The following is a 17,918-nucleotide window of genomic DNA, read 5'->3' as shown; positions in this document are numbered from 1 at the left end:
TTTAATGAATATATTAGTTTAAAAACGTATAAAATACATTTAACAATCTGCACAGAAATTTTCAAGAACAATTACATTTAAATTGGTGAAATACGATAGAATTCGTGCAATAAAAAATAAAACTTATGAAATCATTTGTAGAGTATAATTCAGATTCAGACTTTTCCATACACAACATTCCTTTTGGTGTTGCAGTTTTCAACAAAGAATTTATCGCTTGTTGTACAAGAATTGGTGATCAAATAATAGATCTTGCCACATTATACGATCTTGGATATTTTGAAGAAATAAAAGGGCTTGATGATAATATTTTTGAAGCATACACGCTCAACGAGTTTATTGAACTTGAGAAACCTGTTACCAATGCAGTACGTTTGAAAATTCAAGAATTATTATTAGAAGGTTCTATCTTATCCAAAGACGAAAAGACCATCGAAGAAGCATTCTACGATTTGGATCAAGTAAAAATGATGATGCCAGTTCACGTTCCGAACTACACAGATTTCTACAGCAGCATAGAGCATGCTACCAATGTTGGAAAAATGTTCAGAGATCCCGCAAATGCATTGCTTCCCAATTGGAAACACCTTCCAGTAGGCTACCACGGAAGAGCTTCATCCATTGTAGTTTCTGGAACAGATATTAACCGTCCAAATGGACAGACGAAACCTGCAGATGCAGAAAAACCCGTTTTCGGACCATCAAAACAATTGGATTTTGAATTGGAAATGGCTTTCATCCTAAATAAAAACACTGAAATGGGCGAAAGTATCTCTACGAAAGATGCTGAAGATGCTATTTTCGGGATGGTGATTTTCAACGACTGGTCGGCTAGAGATATTCAAGCTTGGGAATATGTTCCGCTGGGGCCGTTTTTGGCAAAAAATTTCGGTTCGTCTGTTTCTCCATGGGTAGTAACTTTGGAAGCTTTAGAACCTTTCAAAACCGCTTCTCCTAAGCAAGATCCTGAAGTTTTGGATTATTTGAAATTCGAAGGAGACAAAAATTACGATATCAATCTTGAAGTGTATTTACAGCCAGAAAATGGTGAAGAAAATCTAATTTCTGAAAGTAACTACAAACACATGTACTGGAATATGACGCAGCAATTGGCCCATCAAACAGTAAACGGATGTAATGTAGAAGTGGGAGATTTATATGCAAGTGGAACCATCTCTGGAAGCGATCCTAAATCTTACGGTTCCATGCTAGAATTAACATGGAGAGGGCAAAACCCTATCACATTAAACAACGGTGAAGAAAGAAAATTCATCAACGACAATGATACGGTAACCATGAAGGCTTGGGCTGAAAAAGATGGTGTGAGAGTTGGTTTTGGGGAAGTGACAGGCAAAATTATTCCTGCAAAATAAATTTTTCCACAAATAAGTTTTAACACATGGGTCACAAAAGTTTTATAATTTGGGGGCTAAAATTTTAGACCCTCGAAATATAATGTGCCTCATGTGTCAAATTAATTTTATCTAAAAAATGAAAACAGTAATACCTTCAGAAATAAATTCTTTTCAGCTGCAAACCATTATGCAAACAGCCGTTTCGCCAAGACCTATTGCACTGGCTTCAACAATTGATAAAGAAGGAAATCCTAATCTTTCTCCGTTCAGCTTTTTCAATATGTTCAGTACGGTACCTCCGATTTTGATTTTTTCCCCATCAAGAAGAGTTCGTGATAATACAACGAAACATACCTTGGAAAATGTTCTAGAAGTTCCGGAAGTGGTGATTGGAACCGTAAATTTTCCAATTGTGCAGCAAATTTCTTTAGCATCAACAGAATACGGAGACGACGTTAATGAGTTTACAAAATCAGGCTTAACGATGAAAGACGCAGATTGGGTAAAGCCAAAACTCATTGCAGAATGCCCTGTGAATTTTGAATGTAAAGTTCTGGAAGTAAAATCCTTGGGAGACCAGGGTGGCGCAGGAAATCTGGTGATTTGTGAGGTTCAGAAAATCCACATCAGAGAAGAATATCTGAATGAAGAAGGAAATATAGATCAAGCAAAACTGGATATGGTTGCCCGTTTGGGTGGAAATTATTATTCAAGAAATAACGAAAAAAATCTTTTTGAAGTCCCGAAACCTTTGGTAACGAAAGGAATTGGTTTTGATCAATTGCCCGATTCAATTAAATTTTCAAAAATATTTACAGGAAACGATTTGGGAATGTTGGCCAATGTAGAAGAACTTATGAATGGCAGTTTTTCGGATGATGAAAAGATTCACCTTGAGGCTCAAAAATTATTAATAGAAAATAAAATCTATGAAGCGTGGAAAATTTTAAATTTTTAAAACTGTCAAAAAGCAGATTTTTATTTATTGCAATCATCATTTTACTACAAAGTTGTGTAGTTCCCGTGAAACGCGATTATCAGGGTTTAAGCAGGTCTTTGCCATTCAATCAAGATAAAAAATGGTTAATCAATAATATGTTTTCAAGCTTTGGTTCCGAACAGCGTGAAAAAAACAATAAAAAAATCTTTGAAACTTTTAATGAATTAAGCAATGGAAAAGCGACGTCGATGGATGATGCTAGAAAGCAAAATTTACTGGCTTCTAAAGTCTCATTTTCACCTTCTTTAGAAGAACTAGAATCGTTGCAAAATAATTCGGATTTCGACTATCTGGTGAATTCTTATACTGAAAAAGTACATGATCAGATTTCGTCTTTAGAACTCAATTCACCTTTGCAATACAGCAAAAATGAAGCTTTTGCCATCATTGAAATCTATGATTTGAAAACTCTGAAGCGAATTTATTTTCAGAAAGCATCATCGGAAACTTCTTTAGACAGAAAGAAAATATATCCTGAATATTCCGGGGAAGAACTGTACTCCGACAAAGCGAAAGGGAAAAGTGATGGTCCACATTTTAGTTTTTCAGCTAATCAACTGGCTCAAAAAAATTTAAATAAAATATTGAAAGACATTAAAAAAAATGCGATTCAATAGAAAAAATTTCACCATCATAAAACTGATACGCTGAATAAAATACTCATATTGTAGCTGAGCTATTTTTGGTAAAAAGCGAGATTGATGAAGCGTAGAAAGTTTTGATGAAATAATTATTTATAAAAATGAAAACTCCCGAAAATGGTATATTTCCGGGAGTTTTTTAGTATAAAACAGTTCTTTTACTTCAAAGGAATATTAGCTAAAATATCTTTTGTGAAACTCCAGAACTTCTGGGTTGACGAAATATTTGCTTTTTCATCCGGTGAGTGTGCTCCTCTGATGGTTGGTCCGTAGCTCACCATCTCCATTTCAGGATAATTGGCACCGATAATTCCACATTCTAAACCTGCGTGACAAGCGACAACGTGTGGTTTTTCCGAGAATTTTTCGGTGTAGATTTTCTCCATCATCTGAACGATTTCCGAACCTGGTTTTGGTTTCCAGCCAGGATAGGACCCGTTGAATTCCACGTTCATTCCTGCCAGTTCTGAAACCGATTTCAATTGTTCAGCAACAGAATCTTTAGATGAATCTACCGATGATCTGGAAAGGTTTAAAATTCTCAAACCACCCTCTTTTAATTCAACTCTTGCCACATTGTTTGATGATTCCACTAGATCCTGAACATCCGGGCTCATTCTGTAAACCCCATTGTGAAGAGACTTTAAAACCAAAATAATTTTCTTGGAATCTTCCTCAGAAAGCGCTTTCTCTGAACTTGTAGAATTTTCTATATTAATTTGAAGCCCGGCCTCGATAGACGCAAACTCTTCTAAAATTTCTTTTTTAATTCCGTTTGTCACATTTTCAATGAATTCTCCTGAATTTCTTACAGAGATCAAAGCAACAGCTTCTCTCGGAATCGCATTTCTTAGACTTCCACCGTCTATAGAAATCAACTGAACGTTTTCGTTAGCTAATCCTTTATAAAGAATTCTGCCTAAAATGATATTGGCATTCCCGAAACCTTTGTGAATATCCATCCCTGAATGCCCGCCTTGCAAACCTTTCACTTCAATTCTTACAATTTGTCCGTTTGAAGCTTCAATTGAATAGTTTTGACTTACCGTAACATCAATTCCACCGGCACATCCGATGTCTATTTCGTCATCTTCTTCTGTATCTAAATTTAAAAGGATTTGACCGGTTAATTGTCCGGGTTTTAAACCCAAAGCTCCTGTCATTCCCGTTTCTTCATCAATGGTAAATAAAGCTTCCAAATCCGGATGTGGAATGTCTGAACTTTCAAGAATCGACATAATCGTGGCAACGCCTAAACCGTTATCAGCCCCTAAAGTTGTTCCTTTTGCTTTCACCCAGTCTCCATCAACTTCCATCTGAATTCCCTGCGTTTCAAAATCAAAATTCACATCGTTGTTTTTCTGACAAACCATATCCAGATGCGATTGCATCACGATGGATTTACGGTTTTCCATTCCTGCAGTGGCAGGTTTTTTAATGATGACATTTCCTACTTCATCCACCGTGGTTTCTAAACCTAGATTTTCACCAAATTCTTTGATGAAAGCGATTACTTTTTCTTCTTTTTTAGACGGTCTCGGAACAGCATTTAATTTGGAGAAATTCTTCCAGATAATCTGCGGTTCTATATTTGATAGTTCCATAAAATTTATTTTTATCAAAATTACGAAATCGCTATGATTTAGAAACTAAAATACTACCTAAAACTCGGCGATTGCATAAGACAAATAAAATAAATACATACACATGAAATAAAAAATGCTCCCGAAATTCAGGAGCAAATTGTTATTTTTTTATGGTTCTGCATTTTTCATTGGAAACGTTCGAAATCTATTAGCCAATTTCCAGAAGCTGTTTTAGCATCCACATTCGCCGTAAATAGGAATTACCGTTTTTGTTCCATCTGCTTTTTCTAACGTTAAAGTTCCATCAAAAAGCATAGCCTCTTCCGTTGCCAGTTTTTTACCCTTTACAGAAATTTTGTAATTTTCATTTTCAATTTCTTTGGTTAAAACATCATCTACTTCCATGTCGCTGGATGAAATCAATGGTAAAGCAAGACGTTTTCCGTCAATTTTCATATACGCCAGAGTTCCGGCATTATCTGCATAAATATAGTTTTCGTTTTCAAAATCTTTTTTGTTTCGTGCAAAATAGCATGAGCATTCTTTGATTTCCGTAGGAAAAGGAAAAGTCTCTACCGAAATGGCATCATTAGGTTTTTCCATGATTGAATCTTTTTTTAGAACCAAGGTACTGTCTGAATCTTTATCAATAGGAGTTTGAGTTTCTTTTTTGCAGGCTGTTAAAAATAGGGCAGCGGCGAAAACAAAAATATATTTCATAAATTAATTGTTAGGTTATCCTCTTGCTCTTTCTAATAAAATCATCATCAGCAAAGAAAGGATTACAAGACTTTCGTCTTCATCATCAATATCAACCATTCTGTCCAGCTGAAATCTTCTTCCAAACATCGACGGCATTTTTTTTAGTTTAAAATAATCTTTTCCATCAATACCTTTTACGGTGTAAGTAGGATTCAGAAAATATCCTGTAAACATGCCAACAACAGGAATCTCTCCCACTATTCCGTCAAAAAATTTAACCCACGCATTATCTTCAGTTATGGTAAATTTTGTTTTATCATTGGTATCAAGTACATCGTAGCTTGATTTCCAGATAGAACGCATTCCTTTTCTCGCCAATCTTCCAAAACTGTTGCCTGTGGCAATTTCAGTCATAGAATAGGATGCGTTAAAATCAATCCATTGGTTGGCTTTAATTCTGAAAAGCTCTTTCGTTTTACTCTCATTATTAAAAACGATTACGTCTTCTTTCAGCTTAAACATTTTTTGACGAACGTATGCTACTGCATTCCCGTTCTTATCTGTAATGTTGAAATCACTTGCTAAGGTTGTCAGTTTGAATTTAAAATCTAGTGGATAATTTAGATTATTTAGTGCCATATTTTTTTTTCATAAAGTTTCTCAAAGATAACAGTTTGTGGAGAATTATTTGGTTTAAATTTTATTTTTTGTGGTTTTGTAGGTTTTATTATTTAAAATTTTCTTGGTTTAAAAATTGGGTTTCCATTATTCCATTCTGTTTTTTATTCATCATCTTTTTGCTTATTTTTGTGCGATGGATTATCCAAGTAAAGTTTTGGCAAAGGCTGTTGAAGAAATTTCGGGATTACCTGGAATTGGTAAAAAAACGGCTTTGCGTCTTGCACTTCATTTACTCAAACAACCCAATTCTCGGGCGATAAGTTTGGGAAATTCAATCGTTAATTTAGTCAACGAGATTAAATATTGTAAAGATTGCCACAACTTTTCCGACTATGACATCTGTGACATCTGCAGTAACGAAAAAAGAAACAATGACTTGATCTGCATCGTTGAAGATGTGCGCGACGTTATTGCCATAGAAAATACAGGGAAATACAGAGGGAAATATTTAATTCTTGGCGGAAAAATCTCTCCGATGGAAGGTGTAGGACCTCATCAGCTTAATATTGCGAGTATAGATAAAAAACTACAGCAAGGCTTGGCGAAAGAATTTATTTTTGCCTTAAGTGCTACGATGGAGGGTGATACTACGGCTTATTATATTTATAAGAAATTTAAGAATTCGGGGATACAATTTTCTAGTATTGCCAGAGGAATTTCTGTTGGAGACGAACTAGAATATGCGGATGAAATCTCTTTGGGCAGATCGATTGTTAATAGACTTCCTTATAACGAAAAAGATTAAAATGAGTCCGAAAATTTCAATCATCATCGTTCATTATAATGTTACTCATTTTTTGAAAGATTGTTTGTTTTCCATTGAGAAATACGCAAAAGACACTGATTATGAAGTAATTGTAATAGACAATAAATCTACAGACAGCTCTTGGGGCGACCTCATTCCCCAGTTTCCAAAAATACATTTTATTGCATCTGAAGACAATGAAGGTTTTGCAAAAGCCAATAATAAAGCAATAAAATACGCCAAAGGAGAATATGTCTTGATTCTAAATCCTGATACAGAATTGGAAGGTTTTTATTTAAATGAAATTTTAAATTTTGCCAGTTCCCAATCTGATTTTGGGTGCCTCGGAGTAAGAATGCATGATGCTAACGGAAGCTTTCTGCCTGAAAGCAAAAGAGCAATTCCGGATATGTTTAATTCTTTTGAAAAACTTTTTACTGGTTTTAAAAAAAACAATTCAAAATCTTACTACCGAAACGATATTAATGAATTTGGTGTTTCGGAAGTGGAAGTGATTACTGGGGCCTTTTTACTTTGCAAAAAAGAAGTTTACGAAAATTATGGAGGGTTTGATGAAAGATATTTTATGTATGGCGAAGATGTAGATTTGTGCTATACGCTGCTTCAAAAAGGATTTAAAAACTATTATTACGGAAAAGCATCCATCCTCCATCATAAAGGTGAAAGCACAATAAAAGATACAATCTATCTCGAAAGATTCTACGGAGCCATGCAGATTTTCATAGACAAGTATTATAAGCATCAAAAGCCGATGCAGTATTCTTTTCTAAAAGCAGGGTTGAAATTAAGACATAAGATAGAGCAGATTAAGCTTAAATAATTTGAGCTCAATACAAAGAGTACTAAACGTTATGCTCGCAAAACTATGATTACACAGTTGAAAACAAACTTCATTTGCAAAAGAACTGTGCTTATACAATATTTTTCAGACAATTTAATTTTAGAATAACAGAGATTTTGAAATCTAGGGTAATATGAAACTGTAATCTAAACATAAGTAAAATAAAAAAGCAACTTCTGATGAAGTTGCTTTTTTATATCAATATCTTTTTTATTATTTTGCTGGAGCTACTGGAGTAGATTGTACAGGAGCTGCACCTTGAGTAGCGGGAGTAGACTGTACTGGCGCTGCACCTTGAGATGCTGGTGCTTCTTTCTGAGTTGGAAGAGCTGGTGCTTTTACAGAAGGTTTTCCTGTTACAACAACACTTACCAAAATCAATATAATGATAATAGTACCTAGAGTCCAGGTTGCTTTTTCCATAAAATCATTGGTTCTTTGTACACCAAATTGTGCAGATGAAGCACCTCCGAAAGTACTTGAAAGGCCGCCTCCTTTAGGGTTCTGTGCCATAATAACGATTACCAATAAAACGCTGGCAATCATAATAAGAACCATCAATAGTATAAATATAGTTTCCATTAATTTTAATATCTTTTTGAATGGGCAAATTTAATGTTTTTTTGGCGAACGACAAAATAAAGATCCTTGTTAAAATAAAAAACGGCAACAAAAGTTGCCGTTCAGATTAATTATGTTGATTATTATTTGAAATCAGCATCTTTCGCTTGGTTTACTTCGATAGATTTTACTTCCATCGTCATATCCATACCCATTTGGTTTACGGTAATTGTGTACGGCATTTTCACACCTGCAACATCTTTGTAATTAGAAAAAAGTGTTGGAATCGTCATTTCCTGCCCATTGTTTTTTACCGTTTTTGTTTCACCTGTTTTAAGACCAGATTTCACACTGTAATAGTAAGTAGTGTCGCCACCTTTTACTACGTAAGAATCTTCGCCACCAATTTTTTCAATACCTGCAATTTTCATATCTGCAGATTTAGCAAAGCCAAGTTCTTCAAACAATTCAGTATTTTTCATTCTGTCTGTAATTTCTTCTTTAGCCATAGGAACTTTTTGTCCTTGTTGCTCAGAAAATCCTGTTTTCCCATCGAAAACTTGTTTTTGAAGAGTCATTGTTCCCATAGATACCAATGTAAGCTCTTTACCTCCTTGCGCTTTTACAGTTTTAATGTCAATATTTTGTCCTTGCATAGACATAGTCGCTGTCATGCTATAAGAAGAAACTTTAGCCAAATTTGCTTTACCACCAATAGCAGCTATGTATTTATCTGCTACTGAAGCTACTGTAACATTGGCATCCACTTTTTGAGCTGTGGGCTTTGCCACAGGATTGGCATTGGCATCAAAATATTTAACAGGGTAACCTAATTTCTCTAAACTTTCAGAAATATCAGAAGCTTTACCTGCGATAAAAATTCTGCTCTGGCTAGGATAAACTGTAGCTTTCACAGCGTTTGAAACATCTGCAACAGTTACTTTATCAATAGATTTTAAATAGTTTGTATAAAAATCAGCCGGAAGATCATTTACTTTTTGGCTCACAGCAAATCTTGCGATAGTTGCAGGTTGCTCAAGAGACATGATGAAACTTCCTTTCAGTTTTGCTTTTGCGTTGGCTAACTCATCAGCTTTCACAGTAGAAATCCCGTTGATTTCGTTCATAAATTCTTTCACTGCTTTGTCTGTCACTTCATTTCTCACGCTTGCATCAGCAGAAAATTCTGGAGAATATTTGCTTGCGCTCATGTTTGAGTAAGCACCGTAAGTGAACCCATTTTTTTCACGGAGATTCATAAAAAGCCTTGCTTCACCACCACCACCAAGGATGTAGTTGGCAATAGTTGCAGGGAAATAATTAGCATCTTTCATCTTCAGATTGTTGATATTTCCTACAGATACTACAGATTGTACTGCAGTAGGCACATCTACAATATTAATTTCGGTTTTAGCAACATTAGCAGCCGGCTCAAGAGAAGAGAAAGTGGTGTTTGCTTTTTTCCAGTTGGCGAAAGCTTTTTCAACCATTGGTTTTACTTTGTCAAACTTTACATCACCTACAATCACAAGATAAGCGTTGTCTGGAGCGTAGTATTTTTTATAGACACTTTGTACATCGGCTAACTGAATTTTGTTGATTGATTCAATAGTTTCAAACTCTCCTCTTGCGGTATTTTTTCCGTAAACCAAAGCATTAGAGACTTTTGAAGCAATAGATGAAGCATTTTTTTCTTCACTCTTGATACCTTCAATAGATCTGTCTTTTGATTTTTGAATTTCTTCAGCAGAGAATTTAGGATTAATAATAGCATCTGCCATTAAAGCTAAAACTTCAGGGAAATATTTTGAAAGTGAATTAGATGACGCTCCTCCGGTGTTGAAACCTAAGTTTGCACCTAGAAAATCTACTTTTTTGTTGAATTCGTCTTTGCTTAAAGTAGTTGTTCCGTTACCCAACTGATCTGCCATAATTTCGCTTACTCCGGTTACAGCACCTTCATAGTAAGGCTGTCTGTCCATAGACAGGCTCATGTTTACTCTTGGTAATTTGTTGTTTTCAACCACCATTACTGTTAAACCATTTTTTAACTGGAAAGTCTTTGGCTGAGCAATGTTGATTGTAGGCGTAGGACCCGCTTTCGGCATTGCATTAAGGTCAATTTTTTGTGCAGAAAGCATTCCTGTGAATAAAAATGCTACAGCTATATATGTTAATTGCTTTTTCATTTGTAAAAATTTAATTTTAATAATCCTTTATTTAAACTGATCATTGTATTAAGATTTATGAAGACGAATAATAAGTCTTTTATCTGAAATCTAATATCTTATAATCTATTTAATGATTACTTTTTTTCAGGTACGTAATTAATGATTACTCTTTGGTTAGAATTAAGATACTTCTTGGCAGCATTTTGCAAATCTTGTTTTGTGATAGATCTGTAAATGTCGATTTCTTTATTAATCAAATTGGTATCTCCCATTAAGACGTGGTTTGTAGCTAATGAAGCCGCAATTCCTTGTATGCTCGAGTTTGAGTTTACAAACTGATTTTCGAACTTATTCTGTAGTTTTTGATAATCTTCCTGAGAGATTAATGTAGTCTGAAGCTTTTTGATTTCTGCATCAATGTCTGTTTGTAGAGTTTTTCTTTCTGTAGCTCCCATTGGGATGGCAAAGAAACCAAACACACCATAATCCTCCATTCCAAGGTTGAAAGCCTGTACTTCTAATGCTTTTTTCTCCTGATCTACCAGCTTTTTGTATAATATAGAAGATTTTCCGCTGCTTAAATAAGATGAAAGCATATTTAAGATATAAGAATCTTTTTCTTTATTTGAAGGGCTTCTGTACGCAAAAATATAAGCTGGAAGCTGAATATTCGGGTCAGTAACAGTTTTTTCTGTCTCCTGAGTGATAGGAGATTCTTTAGGGAAGTTTTTAGGAGTTACAGTTCCTTTAGGTATGCTTCCGTAGTATTCCGCAATCCACTTTTTAGTCTGCTCAGGCTTTATGTCTCCGGCAACTACCAAAGTAGCGTTGTTTGGAACGTAGAATTTTTTATAGAAATCTCTGAATTCCTGCAATTTAGCAGAGTTCAAATCTTCAATAGACCCAATTACAGAACCACTGTACGGATGATTGGTAAATAGATTTTGTTGAATGGCATTCATCAAATTCCCATAAGGCTGATTATCCATTCTCAATCTTTTTTCTTCTTTTACTACCTCTCTCTGAGTATCTACACCAATCTGGTTGATCTCAGCGTGACGAAGTCTTTCTGCTTCCATCCAAAGACCCAACTGCTCATTATTTGACGGGAAAGTTTCGTAATAATACGTTCTGTCCATCGTAGTATTGGCATTGTTTTGACCTCCGTTTGAAGATACAAGTTTAAACCATTCTCCTCTTTTAATATTGGGAGTTCCTTCAAACAAAAGGTGCTCAAAAAAGTGTGCAAAACCAGTTCTTCCTTTCACCTCATCTTTTGCACCTACATGGTACATTACAGCTGTGGTAACTACAGGCGCAGTATTATCCTGATGAAGGATTACGTGCATACCGTTTGGTAAATCATACTCTTCGAATTTGATTTGTTGTGCATTCAGCATTACTCCAAAAAAAGCAGCCGCTGCAACAGTAAGAAGTCGTTTTTTCATAAATAGAAATTGTTTGTCAATTGGTGGTAAATTTACTTTAAATGTTACAAAAGAAGAATTTTTTTAATAATTAAAAAGTATATTTATGTTTATTACTTTTATTCAAATTAAAACATGAAACTCATATTCATTTCAGTTTTCTTAATTTTTTGCTCATCCAAGGCGCTTTCACAAAAATTGAAAGATCCCTACGAATGTGAGAAGCTTGAAAAAAAAGACAGTTTACTCTACTCTCAACTATTAAAAGAATCAAAAAGAGTGAACTATGATAAGCTTGCAGAAAAAATCATTGCCGACCTCGATAAAAATGAATTTTCACAACCCAATCTGGTGGTTTACATAGAAGATTATTATGAGGCGAAAAAACCTATATTTTATATGGAACCCTGTGATTGCTGTTTCAAGCGACTTGCAGAAAATCCTGTTTATAATGATCATCTGTTCTGGACTCAGAAAAACATTAAAAAAATCGTTGAAAAATTTAGAGTAAATGTAATTCCCAGAAATGCCACTTTCGGATATTTTTTTTACCAAAAAGCTTCAGAAGCTGAAAATTCAAAACTAAGGAAAATTTACAAGAAGACAAAAAAGCAAAAATCTGGATTGTACAAAGATAGTTCCCCAAATAATCATCACTTTTACTACTTCCCTTTTAATGATAAAGAAAATCTCATTCTCGTCGATCAATATCCTGAACTAAACTTTAATACCCTACAACTGTACTTCAGAAACGAACTGGGCAATAAAGTTTCTCTGAATTATCGTTATGATGTAGACAACATATACAAGAAATCTGTAAGCAAACTTTATCAGTACAAAGATGGTAAATGGAATGATATCACTTTACAGGAATAGGGCCATAATTAAATTGTTTCAAGCCTTTTGCATTCCCAACCCAAAATCCTACCTTTGTAATCCTATTTTTTTTGCATTATGGAGGATTATTTGAAAGGACTGAATGAATCACAATTTGAAGCTGTTACCACGCTCCAAGGCCCGCTGATGGTACTTGCTGGTGCCGGTTCCGGGAAAACGCGTGTTCTCACAATGCGTATCGCCCATTTAATTACGAATGGCATCGATCCTTTCAACATTCTGGCGTTGACCTTTACCAATAAGGCTGCAAAAGAAATGAAAGAACGTATTGCAAAAGTAGTGGGACAAAGCAATGCGAGAAGCCTCTGGATGGGAACTTTCCACTCTGTTTTCGCAAGAATTTTAAGAAGTGAAGCGCATTATCTTGGCTATCCATCCAACTTTACAATTTATGATCAGCAAGACGCTTTGAATGTCATCAGAAAAGTATTGAAAGACATGAATATCGATGCGGACTTGTACAAACCAAAGAAAGTTCAGGCTAGAATATCCAATTATAAAAACAACCTCATCACCGTAAAAGCCTACTTCAACAATCCTGAATTGATGGAAGCTGACGAAAAGGCCAATATGAAACATATCGGACAGATTTATCAGCGATACGTGGAACAATGTTACAAAAACGGCTCGATGGATTTTGATGATTTGTTGTTGAAAACCAATGAACTTTTAACAAGATTTCCAGAAGTTTTGGCCAAATACCAAGACAGATTCAGGTATATTTTGGTGGATGAGTACCAGGATACGAATCACTCTCAGTATTTAATTGTAAAAGCTCTGGCTTCAAAATTTGAAAACATCTGCGTGGTGGGAGACGATGCACAGTCGATTTACTCTTTCCGTGGTGCCAATATTTACAATATTCTAAATTTTAAAAAAGATTATACCGAAGCTGTTACTGTTTCTCTGGAGCAAAACTACCGCTCTACACAAAACATTGTAAACGCAGCAAATGTGGTGATTTCTAAAAACCTACAGCAGTTTAAAAAAAATGTTTTCAGTGAAAATGAAGAAGGCGAAAAAATAAAAATTTACCGTTCACTTTCTGATGCCGATGAAGCCAATTTTGTAGCCGGAAACATCTGGGAACTTCGAAATACTGAGCAGAAAATGTTCCGCGATTTTGCTATTCTGTACAGAACCAATTCACAAACAAGAGCTTTTGAGGATGCTTTAAGACGAAAAAATATTCCGTATAAAGTGTATGGCGGACTGTCATTTTACCAAAGAAAAGAGGTAAAAGATTTAATTGGATACTTACGTCTTTTGGTTAACGAAAACGATTCTGAAGCCTTGATGAGAATCATTAATTATCCTGCAAGAGGTATTGGCGAAACTACTCAAAATAAACTGATTGTTTTTGCAGATGCTCAAAACCTTCCAGTATCAGCAGTTTTAGACAATCTAGGAATGTATTCGCCACAATTGAAATTCAATAACGGAGTTTTAACGAAACTGAGTGATTTTTGGTCGATGATTAAAGCGTTTCAAGTTTTACTTAAAACAGAAACAGCATACAATGTCGCAATGGAAGTGGCAAAGCGAAGTGGTTTGATAAAATTTTTAAAAGACGATCAAACTCCTGAAGGAATTTCACGTGTAGAAAATGTACAGGAATTAATGAACTCTATGCAGGGATTCATAGAAGAACAACAACAGATTGAAGATGGAGACCCAAGTTTGCCCAACTTTCTAGAAAACATAGCACTTTCCGCAGATACACAGAAAAAAGACAATGATGAAGATGATATGGTTTCTTTGATGACCATTCACTTGTCAAAAGGTCTAGAATTTCCGGTGGTACATTTGGTTGGATTAGAAGAAAATCTATTCCCAAGCTTTATGAGTTCGGCAACCCGAGAAGATCTGGAAGAAGAAAGACGCCTATTCTACGTTGCCTTAACAAGAGCTGAAAAACAAGTGTTTTTCTCGTACGCCATCTCAAGATTTCAATGGGGAAAAATTACCGACGCCGAGCCTTCAAGGTTTTTAAGCGAAATTGATGGGCACTTTTTAGAATTCCTTAACCCAGCATTGGAAAAGAGATTTATCAATAATTCTGGAGTAACTTCTAATATTTTTGATGAGCATCCTTCGGAAATAAGAAGCTTTAAAAAAGTAGAAAAGAAAACGATTTCTAAAAGTGAAAACAACAAACCGATTGCAGAACCAAGAAAATTGAAACCCGTAGCCACCGCAAAAATCATTAATCCAAGCGGAGCCTCTTCTCAGGATATTGAGGTGGGCGACAAAGTAAGACACGACCGTTTCGGAATTGGCGAAGTTGCATTTTTAGACGGAACTGATCCGCAAAACATCAAAGCTAAAGTGATTTTCTTGCATGAAGGTGAGAAGAATTTGATTTTAAAATATGCTAAGCTGACGAAGATATAGCCCTAAAAAAAACATCACTTTATTTAAAACATTTCACAATTGTAAAATGTAAATTAAAGTGGGCGATTTTCAAAAAAACCAATGAGAATTTTAGTTTTTTGTCTGCTTTTTTTACTATTTTCTTGCGACAATCCGGAGGATAAAACCATTATTGGTTCTTGGGAATTAATAGATTCAAAATGCGAAACTTATAAGGAGAATATTAATGAAAAAACTGATTTTGAATACATTTTAAGTTTTTACAGCAATGGAGAATATCGGGAATCAATTAATGGAAAACAGAGCAAAGATCAATATATTATCACCAGAAATAATTTAATTTTATTAATTAATTCCAAAACATCAGACAGTGTTTTTTATAAATACAAACTCGATGACCATAAATTAATTTTGGAAGAGGTTGATAAAAATGGAAGATTTATTGGTGCTGAAAGTTGTTCAAAAATAGTAAGAAGATTGAAAAAAGAATAGAGAAGCAAAACCAATTGCCTCATTTTATTATAATATAATTACAAACTCTCTTAGCCACCAATTTTTCATATTCTCTACGTGTAAAGCCATATTTAAAGTTTTCAGCATCAGCAACCACTTACTGTTTTCTTAACCTACCAATAAGAAAGCCTTAAAACCAACGCAAAAAATCTCTAAATTTTCTAAAAAAATTCTTTAAAAACGGAAAGCAAATTGCGAAAATGAGCAAAGAGCGCTATTTTGTGTGCAAAACGATGAAATCTACCATTATTTTATTGAGTTGAGATTGATAAGCGGGCTCTGTATTATAGAAGCCATGAATTCCTTTTTTAACGGTCACAAATTGATGCTCAATTCCATTTTCTTGCAAGCTTTTTTTCAGTCTTATCGAATGTCTTATGGGAGCTATTTTATCTTTATTTCCGTGTAAAATTAAAGTGGGAACTGCATTTTTAGAGTAATTGATGGGAGAGATTGTTTCACAATACTCCACGACAAGTTTTTTATCTTTTTGGGCATCAAGACCCGTAATTCCTGTAATAAGTTTTCCACGGATATCAATAATTTTTTTCGAAATTAAACCTACAGTTGCGAGTAGCGGTTTCGGAGCTTTAGTATGCAAAAGACGATTCATATCTACCGGTCCGAAATTATCAACCACATAATTTACTTTTGATGAAAAAGGCTTCAATTCCGGAGAGCCTATAAAATCATCATCTTGCGTATAGGCATTAAGCAAAGACAAGTGTGCACCAGCAGAAACACCCCACATCCCAATATTATTCACATCAAAATTATATTGATTTGCATTTTTTCTAACCCAGCGTATTGCATCTTTTGTATCTTGAATAGGTGCAGGAAAATGGGTACTTTCATTCAAAAGTCTGTAATTGATGCTTAAAATTGCGTATTTTCTTTCTAAAAGCATCAGCATCGTATGCTCCACATAATTATCTGCTGTAATTATTTTATCACCCTCAACCCAAGCTCCACCGTGAACAAAAACTACAACAGGAATTTTTTCGGAACTGCTATTTTTGGGCAGATACATATCCAAATAAATTTCTTTTCCGCTTTCATCATTTTTATAGGCGATGTTTTCTGTAAAGTTTGAATTTTCAGTTAATAATATACTTTTATCTATTTTCTGAGACCAAAGTAGCGCTGTACATGCAAATATTAAAACAAAAGAAAGTAGATTTCTTATCTTATAATTCAAGTTTTCAAAAAATATCATAAGGTAATTTTGAGTTATTTCACCAACTCAACAAAAAGTTTACCAAAAGTTTTCTGTAAATCTTTAGACTTTCCAGGATGAGGTCTTGAAGTTTGCACCACTGCGCTTCTCACTGCGGTAAGCCAACGAAATCTGTCTGGTATATCCAGTATCGCAATAGGGCCACCTTCTTGTTTTCCTTCTGCAATTTTTTTAAAACTTTCTAAATTTTTAATAACGTCATCATAATCCAATTTACTTTTTATGAGTTTAAATTTATCTGGGCATAAATAAAATTCCACTTGGATAAATTTTTCTCTTTTGGAAAACATGATGAGTCCTATATTGAAAAATTCTTCCCTCTCCACCTTTGGTACCAAACGTATAACAGCGTATTCGTATATTTTATCTTCTTGCATTTTTGGCTTCATTTACAAAAATTTGGGAATGTTCTAATCGGGTTTTCAAGAAATTAAAATACACTTCTCTTATTTCATCAGGAGTTTCATCAGCATCGTTCCAATGCAACCAATCTTGCGGGATTAAATTAACTATTTCTCTGAAAACATTTTCATTCAAAACTTCGTGTGCCCATTGGTCTGCCTCATCCAATTTCGTTGCTTGGGGAAGCAAGACATGGTCTTTCACATATTTGAAAGGAGTCTTAGCTGCAGTATCAAAATTTTGCCAAGAATGATGAAAGTAAAATGAAGCGCCATTATCTATTATCCATAATTCTTTATGCCACATCAAAAGATTGGTATTCTTAAATGTACGGTCTATATTGGTAATAAATGCATCCAACCATACAATTTTAGAAGCCAAAAGTGAATCTACCTTGATACTAGAGTCGAAAGCAATGGATTCTGAAAGATAATGAAGTCCCAAATTTAGACCTTCAGAAAACTTAAGCAAATCTTGAATCTCTTCATCAGCTTCTGTTCTGCCAAAATCTACATCGAGAATAGCAAAAACCAGCTCGGGTATTGGCAATCCTAAAGCTTGCGTGATTTTTCCGCCTAGAAGTTCTGAAATCAGCATCTTCACACCATGGCCCGCTCCTCTAAATTTTAAAACATATTTAAAATCATCATCAGCTTCTGCTAATGCCGGTAATGAACCCCCTTCCCGAAGTGGAAGAATATATCGCATCACCGTTACAGTTCTTAAATTCAACATACGCAAAAATAAGGTTTTACTTTGTGTTTA

Annotated in this window: 17 protein-coding genes; 8 read left to right on the top strand and 9 right to left on the bottom strand. The window is 34.7% G+C overall.

Going from position 1 to position 17,918, the window contains the following annotated elements:
- The first annotated feature begins 125 nt into the window (after window positions 1-125).
- The 3 genes from fahA (at window position 126) to BW939_RS08625 (ending at window position 2,972) form a co-directional block, all read left to right on the top strand.
- On the top strand, window positions 126-1,373 hold the full coding sequence (fahA, locus tag BW939_RS08635) for a fumarylacetoacetase (RefSeq protein WP_076451625.1): 1,248 nt from the start codon (window positions 126-128) through the stop codon (window positions 1,371-1,373).
- A gap of 118 nt (window positions 1,374-1,491) precedes the next feature.
- Window positions 1,492-2,313 carry a flavin reductase family protein gene (locus tag BW939_RS08630; protein ID WP_076451624.1) on the top strand — a complete coding sequence of 274 codons (822 nt, stop codon included), beginning with the start codon at window positions 1,492-1,494 and terminating at the stop codon, window positions 2,311-2,313.
- The gene (locus BW939_RS08625) at window positions 2,292-2,972 is read left to right on the top strand and encodes a hypothetical protein (RefSeq protein WP_076451623.1); all 681 of its coding nucleotides are present in this window, start codon (window positions 2,292-2,294) and stop codon (window positions 2,970-2,972) included. The genes BW939_RS08630 and BW939_RS08625 overlap by 22 nt, the downstream gene beginning before the upstream one ends.
- A gap of 182 nt (window positions 2,973-3,154) precedes the next feature.
- On the opposite strand, the gene BW939_RS08620 is transcribed toward BW939_RS08625, so the two are convergent.
- From BW939_RS08620 to BW939_RS08610, 3 genes are all read right to left on the bottom strand, one after another.
- Window positions 3,155-4,600, bottom strand: a complete 1,446-nt coding sequence (locus BW939_RS08620; protein WP_076451622.1) for an aminoacyl-histidine dipeptidase — start codon at window positions 4,598-4,600, stop codon at window positions 3,155-3,157.
- A gap of 213 nt (window positions 4,601-4,813) precedes the next feature.
- Entirely contained in the window at window positions 4,814-5,302 is a 489-nt protein-coding gene (locus BW939_RS08615) for a hypothetical protein (RefSeq protein ID WP_076451621.1), read from the bottom strand.
- 15 nt (window positions 5,303-5,317) lie between these two features.
- A complete protein-coding gene (locus BW939_RS08610; protein WP_076451620.1) occupies window positions 5,318-5,923 on the bottom strand; it encodes an LURP-one-related/scramblase family protein in 606 nt (201 codons plus the stop codon).
- A 175-nt stretch (window positions 5,924-6,098) separates the two neighbouring features.
- On the opposite strand from BW939_RS08610, the gene recR reads away from it, so the two are divergent.
- Both recR and BW939_RS08600 read left to right on the top strand, forming a co-directional pair.
- Complete coding sequence (recR, locus tag BW939_RS08605; protein WP_076451619.1) at window positions 6,099-6,710, top strand: recombination mediator RecR; 612 nt, start codon at window positions 6,099-6,101, stop codon at window positions 6,708-6,710.
- A gap of 1 nt (window position 6,711) precedes the next feature.
- A complete protein-coding gene (locus tag BW939_RS08600) occupies window positions 6,712-7,551 on the top strand; it encodes a glycosyltransferase family 2 protein (RefSeq protein ID WP_076451618.1) in 840 nt (279 codons plus the stop codon).
- 234 nt (window positions 7,552-7,785) lie between these two features.
- Here BW939_RS08600 and secG read toward each other — a convergent pair whose 3' ends face one another.
- The 3 genes from secG to BW939_RS08585 all read right to left on the bottom strand — a co-directional run bounded on the left by secG (window position 7,786) and on the right by BW939_RS08585 (window position 11,752).
- The gene (gene secG, locus BW939_RS08595; RefSeq protein ID WP_076451617.1) at window positions 7,786-8,154 is read right to left on the bottom strand and encodes a preprotein translocase subunit SecG; all 369 of its coding nucleotides are present in this window, start codon (window positions 8,152-8,154) and stop codon (window positions 7,786-7,788) included.
- 122 nt (window positions 8,155-8,276) lie between these two features.
- Entirely contained in the window at window positions 8,277-10,322 is a 2,046-nt protein-coding gene (locus BW939_RS08590) for a M16 family metallopeptidase (RefSeq protein ID WP_076451616.1), read from the bottom strand.
- A 116-nt stretch (window positions 10,323-10,438) separates the two neighbouring features.
- Entirely contained in the window at window positions 10,439-11,752 is a 1,314-nt protein-coding gene (locus tag BW939_RS08585) for a M16 family metallopeptidase (protein ID WP_076451615.1), read from the bottom strand.
- A gap of 114 nt (window positions 11,753-11,866) precedes the next feature.
- Here BW939_RS08585 and BW939_RS08580 point away from each other — a divergent pair, with 114 nt between their 5' ends.
- From BW939_RS08580 to BW939_RS08570, 3 genes are all read left to right on the top strand, one after another.
- Window positions 11,867-12,607, top strand: a complete 741-nt coding sequence (locus BW939_RS08580) for a hypothetical protein (protein ID WP_076451614.1) — start codon at window positions 11,867-11,869, stop codon at window positions 12,605-12,607.
- A 78-nt stretch (window positions 12,608-12,685) separates the two neighbouring features.
- Window positions 12,686-15,022: an ATP-dependent helicase gene (locus tag BW939_RS08575; protein ID WP_076451613.1), complete on the top strand. Its 2,337-nt coding sequence runs from the start codon at window positions 12,686-12,688 to the stop codon at window positions 15,020-15,022.
- A gap of 81 nt (window positions 15,023-15,103) precedes the next feature.
- A complete protein-coding gene (locus BW939_RS08570) occupies window positions 15,104-15,493 on the top strand; it encodes a hypothetical protein (protein WP_076451612.1) in 390 nt (129 codons plus the stop codon).
- Between the two features lie 235 nt (window positions 15,494-15,728).
- Here BW939_RS08570 and BW939_RS08565 read toward each other — a convergent pair whose 3' ends face one another.
- Genes BW939_RS08565 through BW939_RS08555 form a run of 3 tightly spaced genes read right to left on the bottom strand, consistent with a single transcriptional unit; the run spans window position 15,729 to window position 17,888 of the window.
- Window positions 15,729-16,730 (bottom strand): alpha/beta hydrolase, encoded by a 1,002-nt coding sequence (locus tag BW939_RS08565; protein ID WP_076451611.1) that lies wholly within the window; start codon window positions 16,728-16,730, stop codon window positions 15,729-15,731.
- Window positions 16,731-16,744: 14 nt separating this feature from the next.
- The gene (locus BW939_RS08560) at window positions 16,745-17,128 is read right to left on the bottom strand and encodes a DUF3037 domain-containing protein (RefSeq protein ID WP_076451610.1); all 384 of its coding nucleotides are present in this window, start codon (window positions 17,126-17,128) and stop codon (window positions 16,745-16,747) included.
- Window positions 17,115-17,888, bottom strand: a complete 774-nt coding sequence (locus BW939_RS08555; RefSeq protein WP_076451609.1) for a HipA family kinase — start codon at window positions 17,886-17,888, stop codon at window positions 17,115-17,117. Before BW939_RS08555 ends, BW939_RS08560 begins: the two co-directional genes overlap by 14 nt.
- Window positions 17,889-17,918: the final 30 nt, after the last annotated feature.

Source organism: Chryseobacterium piscicola, assembly GCF_900156685.1.
Lineage (GTDB): Bacteria > Bacteroidota > Bacteroidia > Flavobacteriales > Weeksellaceae > Chryseobacterium > Chryseobacterium piscicola.
The sequence above is the reverse complement of the archived record's forward strand: the minus strand, read 5'-3'. Positions and strand labels throughout refer to the sequence as shown.